Here is an 18,958-nt window from a genome sequence, read left to right on the forward strand (position 1 = left end):
TCCGCAGCCGCAAGCGCGCCGGAGGGGACGTGGGGGTATGTGCGAACGGAGCACCGAGCACACCCTGGCGCCTTTGGACTTGAGGCGCGACGCAGGGATAGCGAGTACGCACATACCCCCGCGGCCCCGCCCCACAACGCACCCGAGACGCCCCCCGGCGGACCCCAGGCGCGCCCCACACCGAGCAGCGGACCCACCCAGCGCCTAACGCCCCACGGCATACCCCTGCATCCCCCGCGCATTGGCCGCCCCGTACAACACCCCACTCTCCGCATCCCGCCCCACCGCACACAGCCGCCCCTCCGACCACGCACCCCCCACCGTCACGTCATGCCCCCTCCGCCGCAGTTCCTCCACCACGTCCGCAGCCATGCGTGACTCCACCGTGAGGCTCCCGGGCCGCATGCCCCGCGGATGGAAGGACCCGGGGAACGACTCCGTGTGCCAGTTGGGCGCGTCGATCGCGCCCTGCAGATCCAGTCCGCCCCGCACGGCCTCCCGCAGCACCACCCCCAGGAAGAAGTGCACCTGCCACTGGTCCTGCTGATCGCCGCCCGGCGTGCCGAAGGCGAGGACCGGTACTCCGCCCTTCAGCGCCAGCGACGGCGAGAGGGTCGTCCGAGGGCGCCTCCCCGGTGTGAGGGAGTTGGGCAGCCCCTCCTCCAGCCACGCCATCTGCAACCGCGTCCCCAGCGGAAAGCCCAGCTCGGGCACGACAGGGTTGGACTGCAGCCATCCCCCGCTGGGCGTGGCGGACAGCATGTTGCCCCAGCGGTCCACGATGTCGACATGGCAGGTGTCGCCGCGCGTCCCCCCGTCCCCGGCCACCGTCGGCTCCCCCGCCCCGGCCGCCGCCGTGCCACCCCACGCCTCCCGGTCCGCCGTCTCCCCCGACGCCACCGCGTACGCGTGCGCGGAGAGCCGCGGCTCGCGCCCGCCCGGCGCCCCGGGCCGCAACCGGTACGACGCCTTGTCCCCGACGAGCCGCCGCCGCGACGCGCTGTACTCGTCGGAAAGCAACTCCCGCACAGGCACGCCCACACCCACACCCGCACCCGCACCCGCACCCACACCCTCCGCGTCCCCGTACCAGGCCTCCCGATCAGCCATGGCCAACTTGCAGCCCTCGACGAGGAGATGGACGTATTCGGCGGACCCGTACGCCGGAAGTTCGTCGATGTTCCGGGGCAGCAGCGCGAACTGCTGCAGGAACGCGGGCCCTTGGCTCCAGCCACCGGCCTTGCACAGGGTCCAGCCGTTCCACTCGTACGTGACGGGGTCCTCGTAGGAGGCGGACCACCTCCGCAGATCCTCCGCCGAGAGCGTCCCCACATGCCGCTCGCCACTCGTGTCCATGGTGGGCCGCCCGGCCTGCCGTACAAGCGCCTCGGCGATGAACCCACCGCGCCACACTTCCCGCGCCGCCTCGATCTGCGCCACACGTGTGCCGTCGGCCGCACCGGTCGCACCCGACGCCGCCTCCGCCTCCGCCTCCGCCAGCAGCCGCCGCCACGTCGCCGCGAGCGCGGGGTTGCGGAACAGCTCGCCGGGGCGCGGGGGCGTGCCGCCGGGGAGGTAGACCTCGGCCGACGAGGGCCACTCGCGTTCGAAGAGTTCCCGTACCGTCTCGACGGTCTCGCCGACCCGCTCCACGGGCGCGTGCCCGTCCTCCGCGTACCCGATGGCGTACTTGAGGACGTCCGCGAGCGACTTCGTGCCGTGGTCCCGCAGGAGCAGCATCCACGCGTCGAAGGCGCCGGGCACGGCCGCGGCGAGCGGTCCGGTGCCGGGCACCAGGTCGAGCCCGAGGGAACGGTAGTGGGCCACGGTGGCGCCCGCGGGCGCGCAGCCCTGCCCGCAGAGCACGCGCACCTCGCCCCCCGCGGGCGCGAGGATGATCGGGACCTCGCCCGCGGGACCGTTCAGGTGCGGTTCGACGACGTGCAGCACGAACCCGGCGGCGACCGCGGCGTCGAAGGCGTTGCCGCCGTCCTCCAGTACGGCCATCGCGGACTGGGAGGCGAGCCAGTGGGTGGACGACACCATGCCGAAGGTGCCCTGCAGAGTGGGGCGCGTCGTGAACATGATCCGCAGGCTAACCCTCCGCGTCCCCGCCCCGTCAGGCCGCCAGGAGGGACTCGATCCGGTCCGCGGCCGTCCGCAGCCCGGTCAGGCGCTCGACGCCCGGCGCGTACGCCCCCGCCGTCGGTGACCAGCCGGGCCCCGCGATGAGCACGGCGGGGTGGGCCCTGGCGCCTCGTACGCCCCACTCGGCGTCGGCGACGAGGTGGACCAGCGCGCGGTCGGCGGTGTTCCGCGAGTGCGCCCAGAGCACGACGGCCGAAGGGCCGATGCGCCGCACCGCCTCGTACAGCGCCTCCGCGGGGAGGGCGGCGCCGAACATCCGTGTGGGCAGGCCCCGTTCGCCGAGCACCGCGGTGAGGGCCTCCAGCGGAAGGGTGTGCTGCTCCCCCGGGACACAGGTCAGCACCACCGGCGGGGCAGCCCTCGACGCACCCGCGTCCTGGCCCGCTCCCGCCCCCGGAGTGCGGCGCAGGGCGGACGAGACGTGCCACGAGAGCAGGTGCTCGACCTCCACATACCGCTCGCCCGACGACGCCCACTTGCGTCCGACGGCGTGCAGGGCCGGTGCCATGACCTCCTCCCACCCCGTGGTGAAGCCGTACTCGCCGAGTGTGGTCCGCAGTTGGGACTCGACGGCGGGGGCGTCGAGCCGCACCGCGGCCCTGGCGAGGCCGCGGCACTCCTGACGGACGTTGCCGAGGGGCAGGGAGAGGGTGCCGCGGACGCCGCCGTGCCGCGCGGAGCGCTGGGCCGGGACCGCGGCCTCGGCCTCGGCCTGCCGCAGCGCGACGCGCGCCGCCTCCGCGGGCGGCACGCCGAGCGCGGTCAGCCTGCACATCTCCTCCACCCGCCCCACGTCGGCGGCGGTCCAGCGGCGGTGGCGGCCCTGTTCGCGGTCGGCGGGCCCGATTCCGTACCGCCGTTCCCACGAGCGCAGCGTGGTCGGTGCGACGCCCAGTCTGCGGGCGACGGTCCCGGTGGTCAGCGCTGGGTCCTTGTCGTTCTGCCGGGCGTGGCCCGGTCGCCGGGTAGCTCCCATCCCGCGACGATACGACGCACAATCGCTGCGAGTTGTCGTCTCTCGCGGACTGTCACCAGTGTGGGGTCAACTCCGGCCCCCGCACGAGGAGTACGCATCATGGTGACGGTCGACTCCGGGACCCACGACGGCATCCGGCACCCCGAGGACCTGCTCGGGGACGATCAGCTGGCGGCGGGCTTCGCCGCCGGTGACGAACTCTGTCTCGCGGCCGCCTACCGCCGTTGGGGCCGGCTCGTCCACCGGCTCGCCGGGCGCGCGCTGGGCGACGGCGCGGACGCCGAGGACGTGACGCAGCAGGTGTTCCTCGCCGCCTGGCGCGGCCGGCGCGGGTACCGTCCGGGCGCGGGCGGCCTGGGCGGCTGGCTGGTGGGCATCACGCGCCACAAGGTCGCCGACGCGCTCACCGCCAGGGCCCGGCGTGCCGGGCTTGTGGCGGCCGTGGGCGCCCGGCAGGACGCGGTCCCCGTCGCCGCGGGCCCTTGCCCCGAGCAGATCCTGGACCGGATCGTCGTCCAGCACGAACTCGCGAACCTGCCCCCGGCACAGCAGTTGGTGCTGCACCTGGCGTTCTACGCGGACCTGACGCAGAGCCAGATCTCGGAGCGGACCGGCCTGCCGCTCGGCACCGTCAAGAGCCACACGCGGCGCGGGCTGCGGGCCCTGCGGAACGGCCTGGGAACCGCAGCGCCGGCCCTGCCCGCCGTTCCCTCCGTGCCCGCCGCGCCCTGCATCCGTCCGGCCCGCCCGGCGTGAAGTCCCGTACATCCGGCATCACATGCAGGCGTTGGGAGGCAGACATGGAAATCTCGGGTGCCCGTGTTCTGGTGGTCGGGGCCACCGGCGTCCTCGGTGGTCTCGCCGCCCGGGCCCTGACCGAGCTCGGCGCTCAAGTCGCTGTCGCGGGGCGCAATCCGGTGCGGCTCACCGCGCTCGCGCGGGACCTCGGCGGGGTCCCGGCCCGGTGCTTCGAGGCGTCGGACCTGGACCAGTGTTCCGCCCTCGGCCCGTGGGCGGAGCGGATGCTCCTGGGGCTCGACGGGGTGCTCGTGACGGTCGGGGCCACGGGGTTCGGCGCCGTCGAGGACGTGTCGAACGACGTGGCCGGGCATCTCCTGACGGTGAACGCGCTGTGCCCCATGGCCGTGCTGCGGGGCGCGGCCCGCGTGGTGGCGGACAAGGGGTTCCTGCTGGCGGCCACCGGCGGGGCGACGGAGCCCCGGTCGCGTACGGCCGCCTGCCACCTCGCGGGCACCGCCGACTACACCGCCTCCAAGGCCGCGTTGGGCAGCTGGCTCCGCGTGCTCGCGGAGGAGCTCGCGCCGCGGTCCGTCGCGGTCCACGACATCCGCTCCCCGCACCTGGACACCGGCTTCACCGAACGGCCCGTCGTCGGCGAGCCGCCCGCGCCTCCGCCCGGGGCCGACCCGCTGGAGGCGGTGCGCTCCCTCGTGGAGAGGATCGCCACGACCTGAGAGCCTGCGGGCAGCGGACCGGTCAGGCGATGCCCCTCGCCTGCTTGAACCGGCTGAGCCCGTCGGCCAGTTCGACGAGCGGCTCGGGATAGTCGTAGCGTTCCCGCTCGCGGTCCGGCAGCTTCCAGGGCTCGTGGACCGCCGCGCCCCGCAGCGGGCCGAGCTCGGGCACCCAACGGCGTACGTAGGTGCCGTCCGGGTCGTAACGTTTCGCCTGGAGCACGGGGTTGAGCACCCGGTTGGGGCGGCTGTCCGTGCCGGTCCCGGCCGTCCACTGCCAGTTGAGCTGGTTGTTGGCGGTGTCGCCGTCGACGAGGAGCCGCTGGAAGTACCGGGCGCCCACCCGCCAGTCGACGTAGAGCGTCTTGGTCAGGAAGCTCGCGGTGAGCAGCCTGCCGCGGTTGTGCATCCACCCCTCGTGGCGCAGCTGGCGCATGGCGGCATCGACGATCGGATAGCCCGTGCGCCCCTCCTGCCATGCCCGGACGTCCTCCCGCGCCGACTCCTCGGAACGCCAGCGGTCGCCGCGGGTGCGGTAGTCGGCGGTGGCCGCGGCCGGTCTGGCGGCGAGCACCTGGTGGTGGAAGTCGCGCCAGCACAGTTGCCGGACGAACCCGTCGGCGCCCGCGGTCGCCCGGTCGCGGGCCGCGCGGACGAGTTCGGCGGCGGACAGCGTGCCGAAGTGCAGGTGCGGCGAGAGCTTCGAGGTGTCGTCGGCCGCGAGGTCGTCGTGGGTCTCCAGGTACCGGTCGATGCCGTCGCGCAGCCACGCCTTCCAGAGCGCGCGGCCGACGCTCTCGCCGCCGCGGGCGAGCCCCGGCGAGAGGCCGTCCATGTCGTCGCGGTCGGGGAACGGGACGGAGCGGATGTGGTCCGGGACGGGCACGGTGCGCGGGGCGGGCAGTACGGCGCGCACGCCCTGCGCCGACCAGCGGCGGAAGTACGGGGTGAAGACGGCGAAGTGGTCGGAGCCCGCGGGGGTCACCGCGCCGGGGGCAACCGCGGTGACCACGGCGTCGTGGACGTACAGGCGTCGGCCGTCGCGCTCCAGCGCCTCGCGGAGCCGCTGCTCGCGGGCGTGCGCGTACCGGCTGACGCCGGCCGCCATGTGGACCTCGTCGGCGTCCGCCGCCTCGACGACGGACCGCACCTGTTCGACGAGGTCGCCCTCGCGCACCACGAGCCTGCCGCCGCGCTCCCGCAGCCGCCGGTCGAGGTCGGCGAGGCAGTCGGCGAGGAACGCCTCCCGGTTCGGGCCCGCGAGCCCGAGGTCCGCGATGGCCCGGTCGCGGACGAAGAGCGGCACCACGGCGTCCGCGCCCGTGCGGGCGGCACGCAGCGGCGGGTGGTCGTGCACCCGCAGGTCGGAGGTGAACAGGACGACCGAGATGTGCATGGTGCGTACTCCAGGGGGGGTGGGCCGGTCCGTTGCCTGCGAACCGACAGGTCTCACTCGCTGCCGGTTCCTTCCTCCCCTGCTTCGGCCGGTCCGCCGCGCGGGGATGCGCCGTCCGGGGCGCGGTCCCCCGCACGGCGCACACAACGGGACATTCCCGCGCTCGGATAGCGTTGGGGGATGATTCGGAACAGAACGTGGAGGCGGCACGGTGCACGGTGAGTACAAGGTCCCCGGCGGCAAGCTCGTCGTGGTGGATCTGGACGTCGAGGGCGGTGAGCTGCGGAACACGCGCGTGGCCGGGGACTTCTTCCTGGAGCCCGACGAGGCGCTCGACGCGATCAACGGCGCGCTGGACGGCGCCCCCGCCGACACGGACGCCCAGGGTCTCGCCGCCCGGGTCGACGCCGCGCTCCCCGAGGGCACGGTCATGTACGGCCTGACGTCCGAGGGTGTCGGGATCGCCGTCCGCCGCGCCCTCGCGCACGCGACGGACTGGACCGACTACGACTGGCAGCTGATCCACGAGGCGCCGCAGCCGCCCGCGCTGCACATGGCCCTCGACGAGGTGCTGACGCAGGAGGTCGCGGCGGGGCGGCGGCCGCCGACGCTGCGCGTGTGGGAGTGGGCCTCACCCTCGGTGATCATCGGCAGTTTCCAGTCGCTGGCCAACGAGGTCGACGCGGAGGGCGCGGCCCGGCACGGCATCGACGTGGTGCGCCGGATCTCCGGCGGCGGGGCGATGTTCGTGGAGCCCGGCAACACCATCACGTACTCGCTCTCCGTCCCGGACGCCCTCGTGCAGGGGCTCTCCTTCCAGGACAGCTACGCCTACCTCGACGACTGGGTGCTCGGCGCGCTCGCCGACATGGGCATCAAGGCGTGGTACCAGCCGCTGAACGACATCGCGACGGACGCGGGGAAGATCGCGGGTGCCGCGCAGAAGCGCATGGTGGCGCCCGGCGGCGGCCCGGGCGCGGTGCTGCACCACGTGACGATGTCGTACGACATCGACGCGGACAAGATGCTCGACGTGCTCCGCATCGGCAAGGAGAAGCTGTCCGACAAGGGCACGCGGAGCGCCAAGAAGCGGGTCGACCCGCTGCGCCGCCAGACCGGCCTGCCCCGCGAGGCGGTCATCGAGCGCATGGTCGACTCGTTCCGCGGCCGCTACGGCCTCGCCGAGGGGAAGGTCACCGACGAGGAGATGGCGCGCGCCCAGGACCTCGTGCGGACCAAGTTCACGACCGCCGAGTGGACGGCCCGCGTGCCCTAGGGCCTGTACGGCGGATCAGGTCATGGCCGGGTGGGCTTCAGGAGAGTGCCGGGATGACCGAGGCGCCGTACGCGTCGATGACGTCCTCCCGGGCGTCGTGCATCGCGTACACCGCGAACTGGTCGACACCCAGCTCCCGGAGCTCGCCGAGCCGTTCGAGGTGTGCTTCGACGGGCCCCAGCAGGCAGAACCGGTCGACGATCTCGTCGGGCACGAAGGCGGTGTCGGGGTTCCCGGCGCGCCCGTGGTGGCTGTAGTCGTAGCCCTTGCGGGCCTTGATGTACGCGGTGAGGGCCTCGGGCACCATCGAGGAGTGCTCGCCGTACCGGGTGACCAGGTCGGCGACGTGGTTGCCGACCATTCCGCCGAACCACCTGCACTGCTCGCGGGCGTGTGCGAGGTCGTCTCCCACGTACGCGGGCGCGGCCACGCAGATCTTGACGTCCGCCGGGTCGCGCCCGGCGTCGGCGGCCGCGTCCCGCACGGCCTTGACCATCCACTGCGTCAGATAGGGGTCGGCGAGCTGCAGGATGAACCCGTCGGCCTTCTGTCCGGCGAGCGCGAGCGCCTTCGGGCCGTACGCCGCCATCCACACCGGCAGCTTCCCGTCCCGCACCCACGGCAGCCGCAGCCGCTGGCCGCCGATGTCCGCCTCTCGGCCCTCGGCGAGGTCACGGATGACGTCGATCGCCTCGGCGAGGCGGGCGAGGGTGTTGGGCTTGCGCCCTGCGACGCGCATCGCGGAGTCGCCGCGCCCGATGCCGCACACGGTGCGGTTGCCGTACATGTCGTTGAGCGTGGCGAAGGTGGAGGCGGTGACCTCCCAGGTCCTGGTGCCCGGGTTGGTGACCATGGGGCCGACGGTCAGTCGCGTGGTGTGTTCGAGGATGCGGCTGTAGATGACGAACGGCTCCTGCCACAGGACCGACGAGTCGAACGTCCAGCCGTAGTGGAAGCCGTTGCGCTCCGCGCGCCTCATGAGTCCGACGACCTCCGAGGCGGGCGGGTCGGTCTGCAGTACGAGCCCAAAGTCCATGGCCTTCGCTCCTCACTCGGGTCGCGCGCCCCTCGGAGGTCGTCCGAGGAGGGACAATCCTCGGCTTCCCGCCGGAGCTTGGCAAGAGGGACTCAGAGCGCGACGGCGACCGGGCCGTCCGCCGTGGAGTCGAGGTCCTCGGGGGTGGCGGGGCGGATCCGGCCCCGGTCCAGGGTCACGATCCCGTCGGCCGCGGCGAGGCCCGCGCGCTCGTGCGTGACGAGGAGCGTGGTGCGGCCCCGGGTGGCGTCGAGGATGTCGGCGAGCACCTCGGCGGCGGTGTCCGGGTCGAGGCCCTCGGTGGGTTCGTCCAGGACGAGGACGGGCGGGTCGGCGAGCAGCGCGCGGGCGAGGAGGAGGCGTTGGCGCTGGCCGCCCGAGACGGTGGCGCCGTCCCCGCCGAGCACGGTCTCCCAGCCGTCGGGCAGGGACTCGATCCACTCCAGGATGCGTGCCCTGCAGGCCGCCTCGCGCAGGTCGGCGTCGGTGGCGTCGGGTGCGGCGAGGAGCAGGTTGGCGCGGATCGTGGCGTGGAAGACGTGTGCGTCCTGCGTCATGCCGGTGATCGCGCGGCGGGCGTCGGCGCCCGAGCAGTGGCTCAGTTCGCGTCCGCCGACGCGGACGCTGCCGGCCTCGTACGGTACGAACCGCATGAGCGCGGCGATCAGCGTCGACTTACCGGACCCGCTGGCACCGAGGAGCACCACCCGGTGACCGGCCGGCAGCCGCAGGCTCGCCCCGTCCAGGGCCGGGGGGCCGTCCTGGATGTGGCGGACCCGCAGGCCGTCGATGGTCACGTCGAGCGGTTCGTCGGTGGGCAGCGGGTCCGGGGCTGTGGGGTCGGCGACGGGCGCCGGCGTGTCGAACAGGTCGGCGAGGCGCTGCGCGGAGGCCCGGACCTCGGCGAAGCGGCGGGCGGCGGCGGGCAGCGGTGCGAGGGCCTCGAAGGAGACGAGCGCGAGGACCGCGAGGACGGTGAGCTGTACGGCGGGCAGGTCGCCCGCCGCGTGGGCGCGCAGCGCGAGCCAGGTGACGCCGACCGTCGCCGCGCCCTGCAGCACCAGCACCACGGCCTGGGCGAGCGAGGTGGTCAGGGCCTTGTGGCGCTCAAGCCCTGCGATCCGGGCCGTGACGCGGCGGGCCCGGTCGTGGGTGCGGCCGCGGGCACCGTACGCGGCGAGGTCCGCGGCGCCCTGGGTCAGGTCGACGGTGACGGCGGCGAGTTCGGCGCGCGCCGCCTTCTCGTCCCGGCCCGCGCGGTGGGACAGGACGAGCACGAGGGCGGGCACGAGCAGTCCCGCCACGGCCAGCAGCAGCCCGAGCAGCAGGCCCGCCTCCGGCAGCAGCACCATGGTCAGGCCGGTGGCGCTCGCGGCGACCACGCAGGCCGCCGTGACCGGGATCATGACGCGCAGCAGCAGGTCCTGGGCGGCGTCCACGTCGTCGACGAGACGGGTCAGCAGGTCCCCGCTCCGGAAGGCGGGGGTGCCCGCGGGCGCGAGCGGCACCAGCGCCTCGTACACCCGGGCGCGGAACCCCGCGACGGCCCGCAGCACACCGTCGTGGCCGAGGAGCCGGTCGATGTAGCGCAGCGCGCCACGCCCCAGGGCCAGCGCCCGCACGGCGACGATCGCGACGCTCACCGCGGCGAGCGGCGGCTGCTCGGCCGCACGGGTGATGAGCCAGGCGGCGGTCGCCATCAGCGCGGCGGCGGCGAGTTCACTGCCGGCCGCGGCGAGCGCGGCGGGCAGCAGCCTGCGCCAGTACGGCAGGAGGTGGCGCAGGAGCCGAACGGTGGGACGGGTCTTGCGGACGGGCCGCCCGGGGGCGTCGGCGCTCGGGGCAACGGCCTCGGCGTAGACGGTCATGAGGCCACCAGGCTTTCCGACGAGGGGAGTTCGTGGGCGGGGATTGGTTCAGGCGCGGGTAGCGGCTCGGGCGCGGGCGCCGGCGGCAATCCGGACTCGGGCGCTACTTCGCGCGCGGGCGTCTCTACGTGCACGGGGGCCGGCCCGGCCGCGGGCGCCGACCCGGACCCGGGTACCGCTCCGGCCTCGGGCGCCCCGGGCGTGTGTGCCGCACCGGACGCGGGCAGCGGCTCGGGCGCCGGCGGCAACTCGGACTCGGGCACTCCTTCGCACGCAGACGTCTGCACACGCACGGGGTTCGATCCGGCCGCGGGCGCCGGCCCGGACGCGGGTACCGCTCCGGTCTCGGGCGCCCCAGGCGCGGGCGCCAGCCCGGACGCGGGCGCCGCCCCGGGGAGGGAGATGCCGCCCGCTCGTACCGTGATGATGCGGTCCGCGTGTGGGAGCAGGCTGGTGCGGTGGGCCACGACGATCGATGTGCGGCCGCGCATGAGGGCGACCGTGGCGCGGGTGACGGCGGCCTCGCTCTCGGGGTCGAGGTGGGCGGTCGGCTCGTCGAGGAGCAGGACGGGGGCGTCCTTGAGGAAGGCGCGGGCCAGTGCGATGCGCTGGCGCTGACCGGCGGAGAGCCCGGCGCCGTGCTCGCCGAGCACCGTGCCGTACCCCTGGGGCAGTTCGTCGACGAAGAGGTCGGCGGACGCGGCGCGGGCCGCCTCCCGCACCTCGGCGTCGCTCGCGTCGGGTCGTCCGAGGCGGATGTTCTCGGCGACGGTCCCGGCGACGAGGTGGGGGCGCTGCGGCACCCACGCCACCTGGGTGCACCAGTCGTCGATGTCGAGGCGGGCGAGGTCGACACCGCCGGCCTCGACCCGCCCCGACGCGGGGGTGACGAAGCCGAGGAGCAGCGAGAGCAGCGTGGACTTGCCGGCGCCGCTCGGGCCGATGAGGGCGATGTGCTCGCCGGGGGCGATGGTCAGGGAGACGTTGCGGAGGGCGGGTTCGGTGCGGCCCGGGTGGTGGACGGTGACGTCGTCGAGGGTGAGAGGGGCGGTGCGGGCGTCGGGGGCGGGAACGCGGTCGGCGGGCGCCGGGGAGGTGTCCTCTTCGTCGAGGACGGTGAAGACGCGTTCGGCGACGGCGATGCCCTCGGCGCTGTCGTGGAAGGCGGCGCCCATGGCGCGCAGCGGCAGGTACGCCTCGGGGGCGAGGAACAGGACGACCAGGGCGGTGTGCAGGCCGACGTCGCCGTGGAGCAGCCGCAGTCCGACGGGGACGGCGACGAGCGCCACGGAGAGGGTGGCGACGGTTTCCAGGACGAGGGAGGAGAGGAACGCGACGCGGAGGGTCCGCATGGTGGCGCGCCGGTGGGCGTCCGCCATCTCGTGCACGACTTTGGTCTGGTGCCGCTCGCGGCCGAAGGCGCGGAGGGTCGGCAGGCCGGCCACCACGTCCAGGAAGTGGCCGCCGAGGCGGGACAGCAACCGCCATTGGCGGGCGGTGCGCTGGGCGGTGTGCATGCCGACCAGCGCGCCGAACACGGGGATCAGCGGCAGGGTGATGACGATGATCAGCGCGGAGGTCCAGTCGGTCCACCACACCCAGCCGACGACCGTGAGGGGGACGACCGCGGTGGCCGCCATCGTGGGCAGGTAGCCGACGATGTACGGGTCGAGGGCGTCGAGGCCGCGGGTGAGCAGCGTGGCCGTCTCGCCGTGGCGGCGGGCGGTCAGCCGCAGCGGTCCTGTCCGCTGCAGCCGTCCGGTGATGCGGTCCCGCAGGGTGCGCTTGGCGTCGGCGGCGGCGCGCTGGGCGAGGACGCCGCGGAGCCAGGTGAGGAGTGCGCGCAGCGCCATGACGGCGCCCAGCGCGGCCAGTGTGCCGGTGCGGAGCCCGTGTCCGGCGAAGCCGTCCGCGAGCGCCGTCGCCAGCAGGACGGCCTGGGTGACGATGAGCCCGGCGCCCGCCAGGGCCAGCACCGAGGAGTACGTCATGTGGCGCCGCAGTGCCGGTATTTCCCGCGTCAGGCGGCGTTCGACGGGCTTCATCGTGGGGGTCCCTCTCGTCGCTTTCCGGGGGTCAGAAGTAGCTGGGGTGACGCTGTCCCGTCCGCCCCCGGAAGGCCCACCAGCTCCAGAACTGGTAGGCGAGGATCGTCGGGATCACCAGGATCCCGAAGCCGCTGAGGATCTTCAGCGTGGCGTCGTCGGTGATGGCGTGGTCGATGTCAAGGCCCGCGCCGGCGTCGGTGATCAGGAGGTACGGGTAGTGGCCCGCGCCCACGAGCAGGACGGGCAGCGCGGTCGCGGCGCAGGTGGCGGCGAACGCGAGGACGTTGTGTCCGCGGCTGAGGTACCACCAGGCGGCGGCGAGGGCCGCGACGAGCAGGACGGCGATGACGGCGGAGCTCGCGCGGTTCGTCATCGAGGCGCCCGCCCCGAAGAGCGTGAGGAGCAGGGCGAGGGCGCCCGTGGCGGCGACGCCGACGAGCAGCTTGGCGCCCAGCTGCCGCGCCCTGGCGGCGAGTCGGGGCTCCGAGCGGAGGGCGACGAAGGTCGCGCCGTGGGCCGCGAAGAGCAGCACGGTGGTGGCTCCGCAGGCGAGCACGAACGGCGTGAACACGTCGCCGAACCCGATGTGGAAGCTGCCGTCGGCGCGGCGGGGCACGCCGTGCAGCAGCAGTCCGACGATCAGGCCCCACGCCACGGCGGGGACGACGCCGCCGAAGACGATCAGGGCGTCCCACGTCCGGCGGCCGCGGGCGCTGTGGGAGCGGCGGCGGAGCTGGACCGCGGCGTTGCCGAGGACCAGGCCGGCGAGGATCGCCACGATCAGCGGGTACATGCCGGACAGGAGGGTGCCTTCGAGGTGCGGGAAGGCGCCGAACATGACTCCGGCGAAGGCGACCAGCCAGACCTCGTTGCCCAGGAAGAACGGCGCGATGGCGTCGAGGGCGGCGTTTCCGCCGGTGCGCTTCTCCTCCTGACCGTCTCGGCCGAGGAAGGGGTGCAGCATCTGTGCGCCGTAGTCGTAGCCGCCGAGGACAAAGTACCCGGCGAGTAGCAGGCCCAGGAGGGCCAGCCAGACGGTCTCCAGACTCATCTCGCTCAACTTTCCGTTACAGCAGGGGAGGTCATCTCGGTGGGGGGTGCCGGGTCGGCCCGGCTCAGAGCGCGGGCACCGGCTGCTTCTCGCTGGTGCTGCCGTCCGGGCCCTCGGGGAGGTCTTCCGGCAGTGGCTCGCTGACGCCGAGCTGGGTGGCGTCGGGGCCGCGGAGCGCGAACCGAGTGATCAGGGTCCAGTTGGTCACGGCCAGCGCGACGAAGATGGCGATGAACAGGACGCAGGACAGGAGCAGCGAGGTCTTCCCGACGTGGGACAGCGCGTCCTCGACGGTCAACTCGCCGTAGACGATCCACGGTTGGCGGCCGACCTCGCGGACGATCCAGCCGCCGACGGAGGCGATGAACGGGAAGGGGATCGTCGCGACCAGGATCCAGGAGGCCCAGCGCCAGCGCATCAGCCGGTCCTTCCACAGAAGGATGAGGGCGATGAAGGTGATGGTGGAGACGGTGTTGCCGATGAGCGTCATGACGTCCATCGAGATCCGCATCGTGTCCTGCCAGGGCACGTAGTTGCCGGGCCCGTGCTCCTTGACGAGCTCGGCCTGCAGCTCGGCGACGCCGCTGTTCTCCAGGACCGCGTCCTTCATGGGCTGGGTGCGCTCGATGATGGGGCGCTGCATCTCGCCGACGACGACCACAAAGAAGGAGGCGACGGTCGACACCCAGAGCCCGAGCTTCAGGGAGGGCCGGAAGAGTTCGGTCTCCTTGGTGCCGCGCAGGTAGTGCCAGGCGCTGACGCCGGCGACGAAGCAACCGCCCGTCGTCAGGGCGCCGAGCGAGAGGTGGAAGAGGGCCATCAGGGCGCTGGAGTTGGTGAGCAGTGCCCCGAAGTCGGTCAGGTAGGCGGCGCCGTCGCGGACCTCGTAGCCGACGGGGTGCTGCATGAAGCCGTTGGCGATCAGGATCCAGTATCCGGAGGCGTACGCGGTCAGGGCGACCAGCCAGATGAGCGTGACGTGCACGCCTCTGCGCAGACGGCCCCAGCCGAAGATCCACATGCCGAGGAAGGTGGACTCGGCGAAGAAGGCGATGAGGGTTTCGAGGGCCAGCGGGGCGCCGAAGACGTTGCCCGCGAACTTGCTCAGGCCGCTCCAGCTGAGCCCGAACTGGAACTCCATGACGAGGCCGGTGACGATGCCGACCGCGTAGTTGATGACGTAGAGCTGGCCCCAGAAGCGAGTCATACGCTCCCGGACTGCTCTCTTGGCGGGATCACGGGTGAACGCGGCCCGGGTGTGCATGATCGCCACGATGGGGACGAGTCCCATGGTGAGGATCACGAACAGCCAGTGGATGCCGGTCGTGGCCGCGAACTGGAGTCGGGCCAGATCCGCAGCGCTCATGATGCGACCTTCCTGGGGGCGGTGGCCGGTGGGACGGCTGAGGGGGGTTGGTGTGCCGGTCGTGGCGGACGGTGGACGGTGGGGCCGCCGCTTCGCGTGTGCAGGTGCCGGGCCGCGTTGCCCGCCACCTGTGCGGTGACCTCGATGAAAACCGTAGAGAGAAATCCTTATGCAATCCAAGACCGGTTTGGCCATGTGATGATGTCCCGGAAGGCATAAGTGAAGGTGGATCATGGATCTTCTGCAGTTGCGCTACTTCCAGACGGTCGCCCGTTACGAGCACATCAGCCGGGCCGCGGAGGAGCTGCGCGTCGCCCAGCCCTCCCTGAGCCGCACCATCGCGCGCCTGGAGGCCGAGCTCGGCACCCCCCTCTTCGACCGGCAGGGCCGCCGCATCCGGCTGAACCAGTACGGCGTGGTCTTCCTGCACCACGTGGACCGCGCCCTGAGCGAGCTCGACGACGCCCGCAGGGTCCTGAGCGACGCCCGCGACACGGCGTTCGGCCGGGTCAGCGTCGCCTCCGAGACCCTCCTGACGATCACCCACCTCCTCGGCAGCTTCCGCGCCGCCTACCCCCGCGCGGACGTCCGGCTCTACCAGTCGAACGCGGAGGAGATGGACCGTCAGCTGCGCGCCAGGGAGGTCGACTTCTGCGTGGCCTCGCAGCCGCTGACCGGCACGAACCTGGAGATGATCGAGCTGGCCCGCGAGGAGGTGCTGCTCGCCGTCCCGCGCGGCCACTGGCTCGACGGCCAGGAGAGTGTGACGATCCGTGAGATCGCCACCGAGCCGTTCGTGACGACCCGCGTCGGCCAGTGGCAACGCACGCTCCTGGACCGCCTCTTCGCTTCCGAGGGCCTCACCCCAATGATCTCCTGCGAGGGCGACGAGCCGGGCGCCAGTCAGGACATGATCAGCGCCGGCCTCGGCATCGGCCTGATCCCCGCCATCTCCCGCCAGGCCGGGACCGACTCCCAAGTCCCGGTGGCCTGGGTGCACTTGAACGCGCCGGACTGCAGCCGGGTGCTCACGCTGGTGTGGAGCCGCGACACCTACCTGTCCGACGCCGCGGTGAAGTTCCGGGAGTTCACGACCAGCAGGCCCTTCATGACGCACCGGCTGCCCGACAAGCGCCGCGGACGCCAGCCTTGAGCCGGCCATGAGTCAAGACTGAGTCAACACCCGATCCCCCGGGCGGTCCTGGCCCGGCCCGAATCGGTTTGGTACTCTCCAACCGCTGCCACAGCCCTGGCCCAGGACGTCGCGTGTCCCGACGGCCAGCGAGTGATGGCGAGCCGCCAGGGGTGTCCGCGTTCCCCCTTCGGCCGTCGGCACGCCGTCTCACCCTTCCGTTTTCCACTTGCCAGGCCATCCGCACCACGACCCGCCCTCGCGCACGCACGTCCGGATGCCATCAAGGAGTTCCGCCATGCCCAAAATCACGTACGTCGCCGTCGACGGCAACCAGACCACGATCGACGTCCCCGCCGGTACGAGCGTCATGCGCGGCGCCGTCTTCAACGACATCGACGGCATCGTCGCCCAGTGCGGCGGCAACATGCAGTGCGCCACCTGCCACGTCTACGTGGACGAGACCACCCTCGACAAGCTGGAGCCGCCGCAGGAGCGGGAGGACGAGATGCTCGACTTCACGGCGTGCCCCCGCAAGCCCAACAGCCGGCTGAGCTGCCAGCTCAAGTCGAGCGACGCCCTCGACGGCCTCATCGTCCACACCCCGGAACGGCAGAACTGATGACGGACGGCACACACCCCGATTCGGTCGTCGTGGTCGGAGCCGGCCAGGGCGGCTACCAGACCGCGGCGTCCCTGCGGGAGCTCGGCTATACGGGGACCATCACGCTCATCAGCGCCGAGGACGCGCTGCCCTACGAGCGTCCGCCGCTGTCCAAGGCGTACCTCAAGGGCGAGGCGGACGAGGCGGAGCTGTGGCTGCGGCCCGCCACGTACTACGTGCGCCAGTCGATCGACCTGGTCGCGGGCACCGTGACGGAGATCGACCCGGCCGCCCGCACGGTACGCCTCACCGACGGCTCCGCGTACGGCTACGGCCACCTCGTCCTGGCCACCGGCGCCACGCCCCGCACACTCTCCGTGCCGGGCGCGGAGCTGCGCGGCGTACACACCCTGCGCACCGCGCGGGACGCCGCCGCGCTGCAGTCGTCGCTGGCGGGAGCGCGGCGCGCGGTGGTGGTGGGGGCGGGGTTCATCGGCCTCGAATTCGCCGCCGTGGCGCGGGAAGCGGGCGTCGAGGTGACCGTCGTCGAAGCGCTCGACCGGCCGCTCGCCCGGGTCGCGTCGGCGCCGACCGCGGAGCACTTCACGCGGCTGCACCGCGGCAAGGGCACCGAGCTGCTGTTCGGGCAGGGCGTCACGGCCCTGCACGGCGACGGCCGCTCGGGGGTCACCGCGGTGGAGCTCGCCGACGGCCGCCGGCTCCCCGCCGACCTGGTCCTGGTCGGTGTCGGCGTCACCCCCCGCACGGAGCTGGCCGCCGCAGCCGGTCTGCCGGTGGACGGCGGCATCACCGTCGACTCCCGGCTGCTGACCGGCGATCCGCACATCTCGGCCATCGGTGACTGCGCTGCGTTCCCGCAGGTGCGCTCCGGCAACCGGCTGCGGCTCGAATCGGTCCAGAACGCCGTGGGGCACGCCCAGTCGGTCGCCGGGCGGCTGACCGGTTCGCCCCGCGCGTACGACGAACTGCCGTGGTTCTGGAGCGACCAGTTCGCCACCACCGTGCAGATCGCGGGATTCAACGAAGGGCACGACGTGGAGGTCGTGCTCGGCGACGACCCCGACGCCTTCTCGGTGCTGCTCTTCCACGGGCAGGAGCTGCAGGCGGTCGAGTCCGTCAACCGGCCCGCCGACCACCTCGCGGCCCGCCGTCTCCTGACGCAGGGCGCCGCCCTGACGCCCGAGGACGCGTCGGCGCCGGGATTCAGCCTCAGGGAGCACCTCCGGAGCCTCGCCAGGCGCGGGACGGAGGCGCCGGTGCCTCTCTGACACCGGCGGCCGACGTCGGCGGACGCGCGCGACTGGAATCGACTATTCCGATTCCGGTCGCGCGCTGATTCGCCGCCCTGTGAATTGTGGCGGAATAGTTTCGACGCCTGCCGCCGCAATGTTTAAAGATGCGCACTGAGTTTATGTCAGTGCGCTTTTTTTATGGTTGAAAGTTGCATCGCGTTCACCGATGAAACATCAAAACGCTGTTGATTTGCTTCGTTGAATCAGGCAGGATCGCTGAAGGCCAACGGGGGGCTTTCGGCGCCTGCGCAATTCGTCCAGCAGATGCACGCGCTCGGCATTCCGTTGCCGAAGACTCCGTTTACCGGGAGATCAAGCGCACGGGAATACCCGCCCGAGTATCACTTCACCGCTGGATCGGAGTGCGTCATGGAAGACGTTATACGGGAGATTCGTATCCGCGGGGCATTGCAGCAACCCGACTGGAGCGACCTTTCCCAGCTGAACCGGGTGGGCGAGGCCCTTTCCGCCCGCCCGCCCCTCGTCCAGGGCGACGACCTGGCCACCCTGCGCACCCTGCTCGGCAAGGTGGCCCGCGGCCAGGCGATGGTCCTGCAGTCCGGCGACTGCGCCGAGGACCCCCAGGAATGCACCCCCCGCCACGTGGCCCGCAAGGCCGCCCTGCTCGACCTGCTGGCCGGCCGGCTCGGCCTGATCACCGGCAAGCCCGTCCTGCGGGTGGGACGCATCGCGGGCCAGTTCGCCAAGCCCCGCTCCAAGCCCACCGAAGTCATCGACGGCCTCGAACTGCCCGTCTTCCGCGGCCACATGGTCAACGGCCCCGAACCCGACGCCGAAAGCCGCCGCCCCGACCCGCTCAGGATCATCACGGGATATATGGCGGCCGGGGACATCCTGGAGAATCTGGGCTGGCGGGAGCGGGCGGCGGGCCGCGAAACAGTGGGCCCGCGCGTGTGGACGAGCCACGAGGCGCTGCTTCTGGACTACGAGATGCCCATGCTGCGCACCGACGACAAGGGCCGCCTCTTTCTGGGCTCCACCCACTGGCCCTGGATCGGGGAGCGCACCCGGCAGGTCGAGGGCGCCCACGTGGCGCTGCTCGCCGAGGTGAGCAACCCGGTGGCCTGCAAGGTCGGGCCCGCCATGGAGGTGGCCGAGCTGCTGGCGCTGTGCGAGAAGCTGGACCCCTGGCGCGACCCGGGCCGGCTCACCCTGATCGCCCGGATGGGCGCGGACCAGGTCACCGAGCGCCTGCCCCGCCTGGTGGAAGCGGTCCGCGAGGCCGGCCACCCCGCGATCTGGCTCAGC

The 18,958-nt window shown here is 72.8% G+C and carries 15 protein-coding genes; 7 read left to right on the forward strand and 8 right to left on the reverse strand.

What is annotated here, in order from left to right:
* Positions 1-204: 204 nt before the first annotated feature.
* Both AB0H82_RS28360 and AB0H82_RS28365 read right to left on the reverse strand, forming a co-directional pair.
* A complete protein-coding gene (locus AB0H82_RS28360) occupies positions 205-2,085 on the reverse strand; it encodes a gamma-glutamyltransferase (protein ID WP_362997590.1) in 1,881 nt (626 codons plus the stop codon).
* Positions 2,086-2,119: 34 nt separating this feature from the next.
* Positions 2,120-3,124, reverse strand: a complete 1,005-nt coding sequence (locus AB0H82_RS28365) for a MerR family transcriptional regulator (RefSeq protein WP_362997592.1) — start codon at positions 3,122-3,124, stop codon at positions 2,120-2,122.
* Positions 3,125-3,223: 99 nt separating this feature from the next.
* Here AB0H82_RS28365 and AB0H82_RS28370 point away from each other — a divergent pair, with 99 nt between their 5' ends.
* Positions 3,224-3,880, forward strand: coding sequence for a sigma-70 family RNA polymerase sigma factor (locus AB0H82_RS28370; RefSeq protein ID WP_362997594.1), 657 nt, complete (start codon positions 3,224-3,226; stop codon positions 3,878-3,880).
* A gap of 44 nt (positions 3,881-3,924) precedes the next feature.
* Positions 3,925-4,599: an SDR family NAD(P)-dependent oxidoreductase gene (locus AB0H82_RS28375; protein WP_362997596.1), complete on the forward strand. Its 675-nt coding sequence runs from the start codon at positions 3,925-3,927 to the stop codon at positions 4,597-4,599.
* Between the two features lie 22 nt (positions 4,600-4,621).
* Here the strand turns inward: AB0H82_RS28375 and AB0H82_RS28380 are convergent, their stop codons facing one another.
* Entirely contained in the window at positions 4,622-5,995 is a 1,374-nt protein-coding gene (locus tag AB0H82_RS28380) for a deoxyribodipyrimidine photo-lyase (RefSeq protein ID WP_362997598.1), read from the reverse strand.
* A gap of 211 nt (positions 5,996-6,206) precedes the next feature.
* Here AB0H82_RS28380 and AB0H82_RS28385 point away from each other — a divergent pair, with 211 nt between their 5' ends.
* On the forward strand, positions 6,207-7,271 hold the full coding sequence (locus AB0H82_RS28385) for a biotin/lipoate A/B protein ligase family protein (protein WP_362997600.1): 1,065 nt from the start codon (positions 6,207-6,209) through the stop codon (positions 7,269-7,271).
* Positions 7,272-7,308: 37 nt separating this feature from the next.
* Here the strand turns inward: AB0H82_RS28385 and AB0H82_RS28390 are convergent, their stop codons facing one another.
* The 5 genes from AB0H82_RS28390 to AB0H82_RS28410 all read right to left on the reverse strand — a co-directional run bounded on the left by AB0H82_RS28390 (position 7,309) and on the right by AB0H82_RS28410 (position 14,640).
* Entirely contained in the window at positions 7,309-8,307 is a 999-nt protein-coding gene (locus AB0H82_RS28390) for a TIGR03842 family LLM class F420-dependent oxidoreductase (RefSeq protein ID WP_362997602.1), read from the reverse strand.
* Between the two features lie 92 nt (positions 8,308-8,399).
* A complete protein-coding gene (gene cydC, locus AB0H82_RS28395; protein ID WP_362997604.1) occupies positions 8,400-10,175 on the reverse strand; it encodes a thiol reductant ABC exporter subunit CydC in 1,776 nt (591 codons plus the stop codon).
* Positions 10,172-12,220: a thiol reductant ABC exporter subunit CydD gene (cydD, locus tag AB0H82_RS28400; protein ID WP_362997606.1), complete on the reverse strand. Its 2,049-nt coding sequence runs from the start codon at positions 12,218-12,220 to the stop codon at positions 10,172-10,174. The genes cydC and cydD overlap by 4 nt, the downstream gene beginning before the upstream one ends.
* A gap of 31 nt (positions 12,221-12,251) precedes the next feature.
* A complete protein-coding gene (cydB, locus tag AB0H82_RS28405; protein WP_362997608.1) occupies positions 12,252-13,274 on the reverse strand; it encodes a cytochrome d ubiquinol oxidase subunit II in 1,023 nt (340 codons plus the stop codon).
* A 64-nt stretch (positions 13,275-13,338) separates the two neighbouring features.
* Entirely contained in the window at positions 13,339-14,640 is a 1,302-nt protein-coding gene (locus tag AB0H82_RS28410; RefSeq protein WP_362997610.1) for a cytochrome ubiquinol oxidase subunit I, read from the reverse strand.
* 232 nt (positions 14,641-14,872) lie between these two features.
* Between AB0H82_RS28410 and AB0H82_RS28415 the strand changes: the two genes are divergently transcribed.
* The 4 genes from AB0H82_RS28415 to AB0H82_RS28430 form a co-directional block, all read left to right on the forward strand.
* Positions 14,873-15,793 (forward strand): LysR substrate-binding domain-containing protein, encoded by a 921-nt coding sequence (locus tag AB0H82_RS28415; RefSeq protein WP_362997612.1) that lies wholly within the window; start codon positions 14,873-14,875, stop codon positions 15,791-15,793.
* Between the two features lie 277 nt (positions 15,794-16,070).
* Entirely contained in the window at positions 16,071-16,394 is a 324-nt protein-coding gene (locus tag AB0H82_RS28420; protein ID WP_362997614.1) for a 2Fe-2S iron-sulfur cluster-binding protein, read from the forward strand.
* A complete protein-coding gene (locus tag AB0H82_RS28425; protein WP_362997616.1) occupies positions 16,394-17,665 on the forward strand; it encodes an FAD/NAD(P)-binding oxidoreductase in 1,272 nt (423 codons plus the stop codon). Before AB0H82_RS28420 ends, AB0H82_RS28425 begins: the two co-directional genes overlap by 1 nt.
* Before the next feature lie 393 nt (positions 17,666-18,058).
* A partial coding sequence (locus AB0H82_RS28430; RefSeq protein WP_362997618.1) for a 3-deoxy-7-phosphoheptulonate synthase occupies positions 18,059-18,958 on the forward strand: 900 nt, incomplete at its 3' end.

Origin of the sequence: Streptomyces sp. NPDC050732 (assembly GCF_040654255.1) — a bacterium.
Taxonomy (GTDB): Bacteria; Actinomycetota; Actinomycetes; order Streptomycetales; family Streptomycetaceae; genus Streptomyces.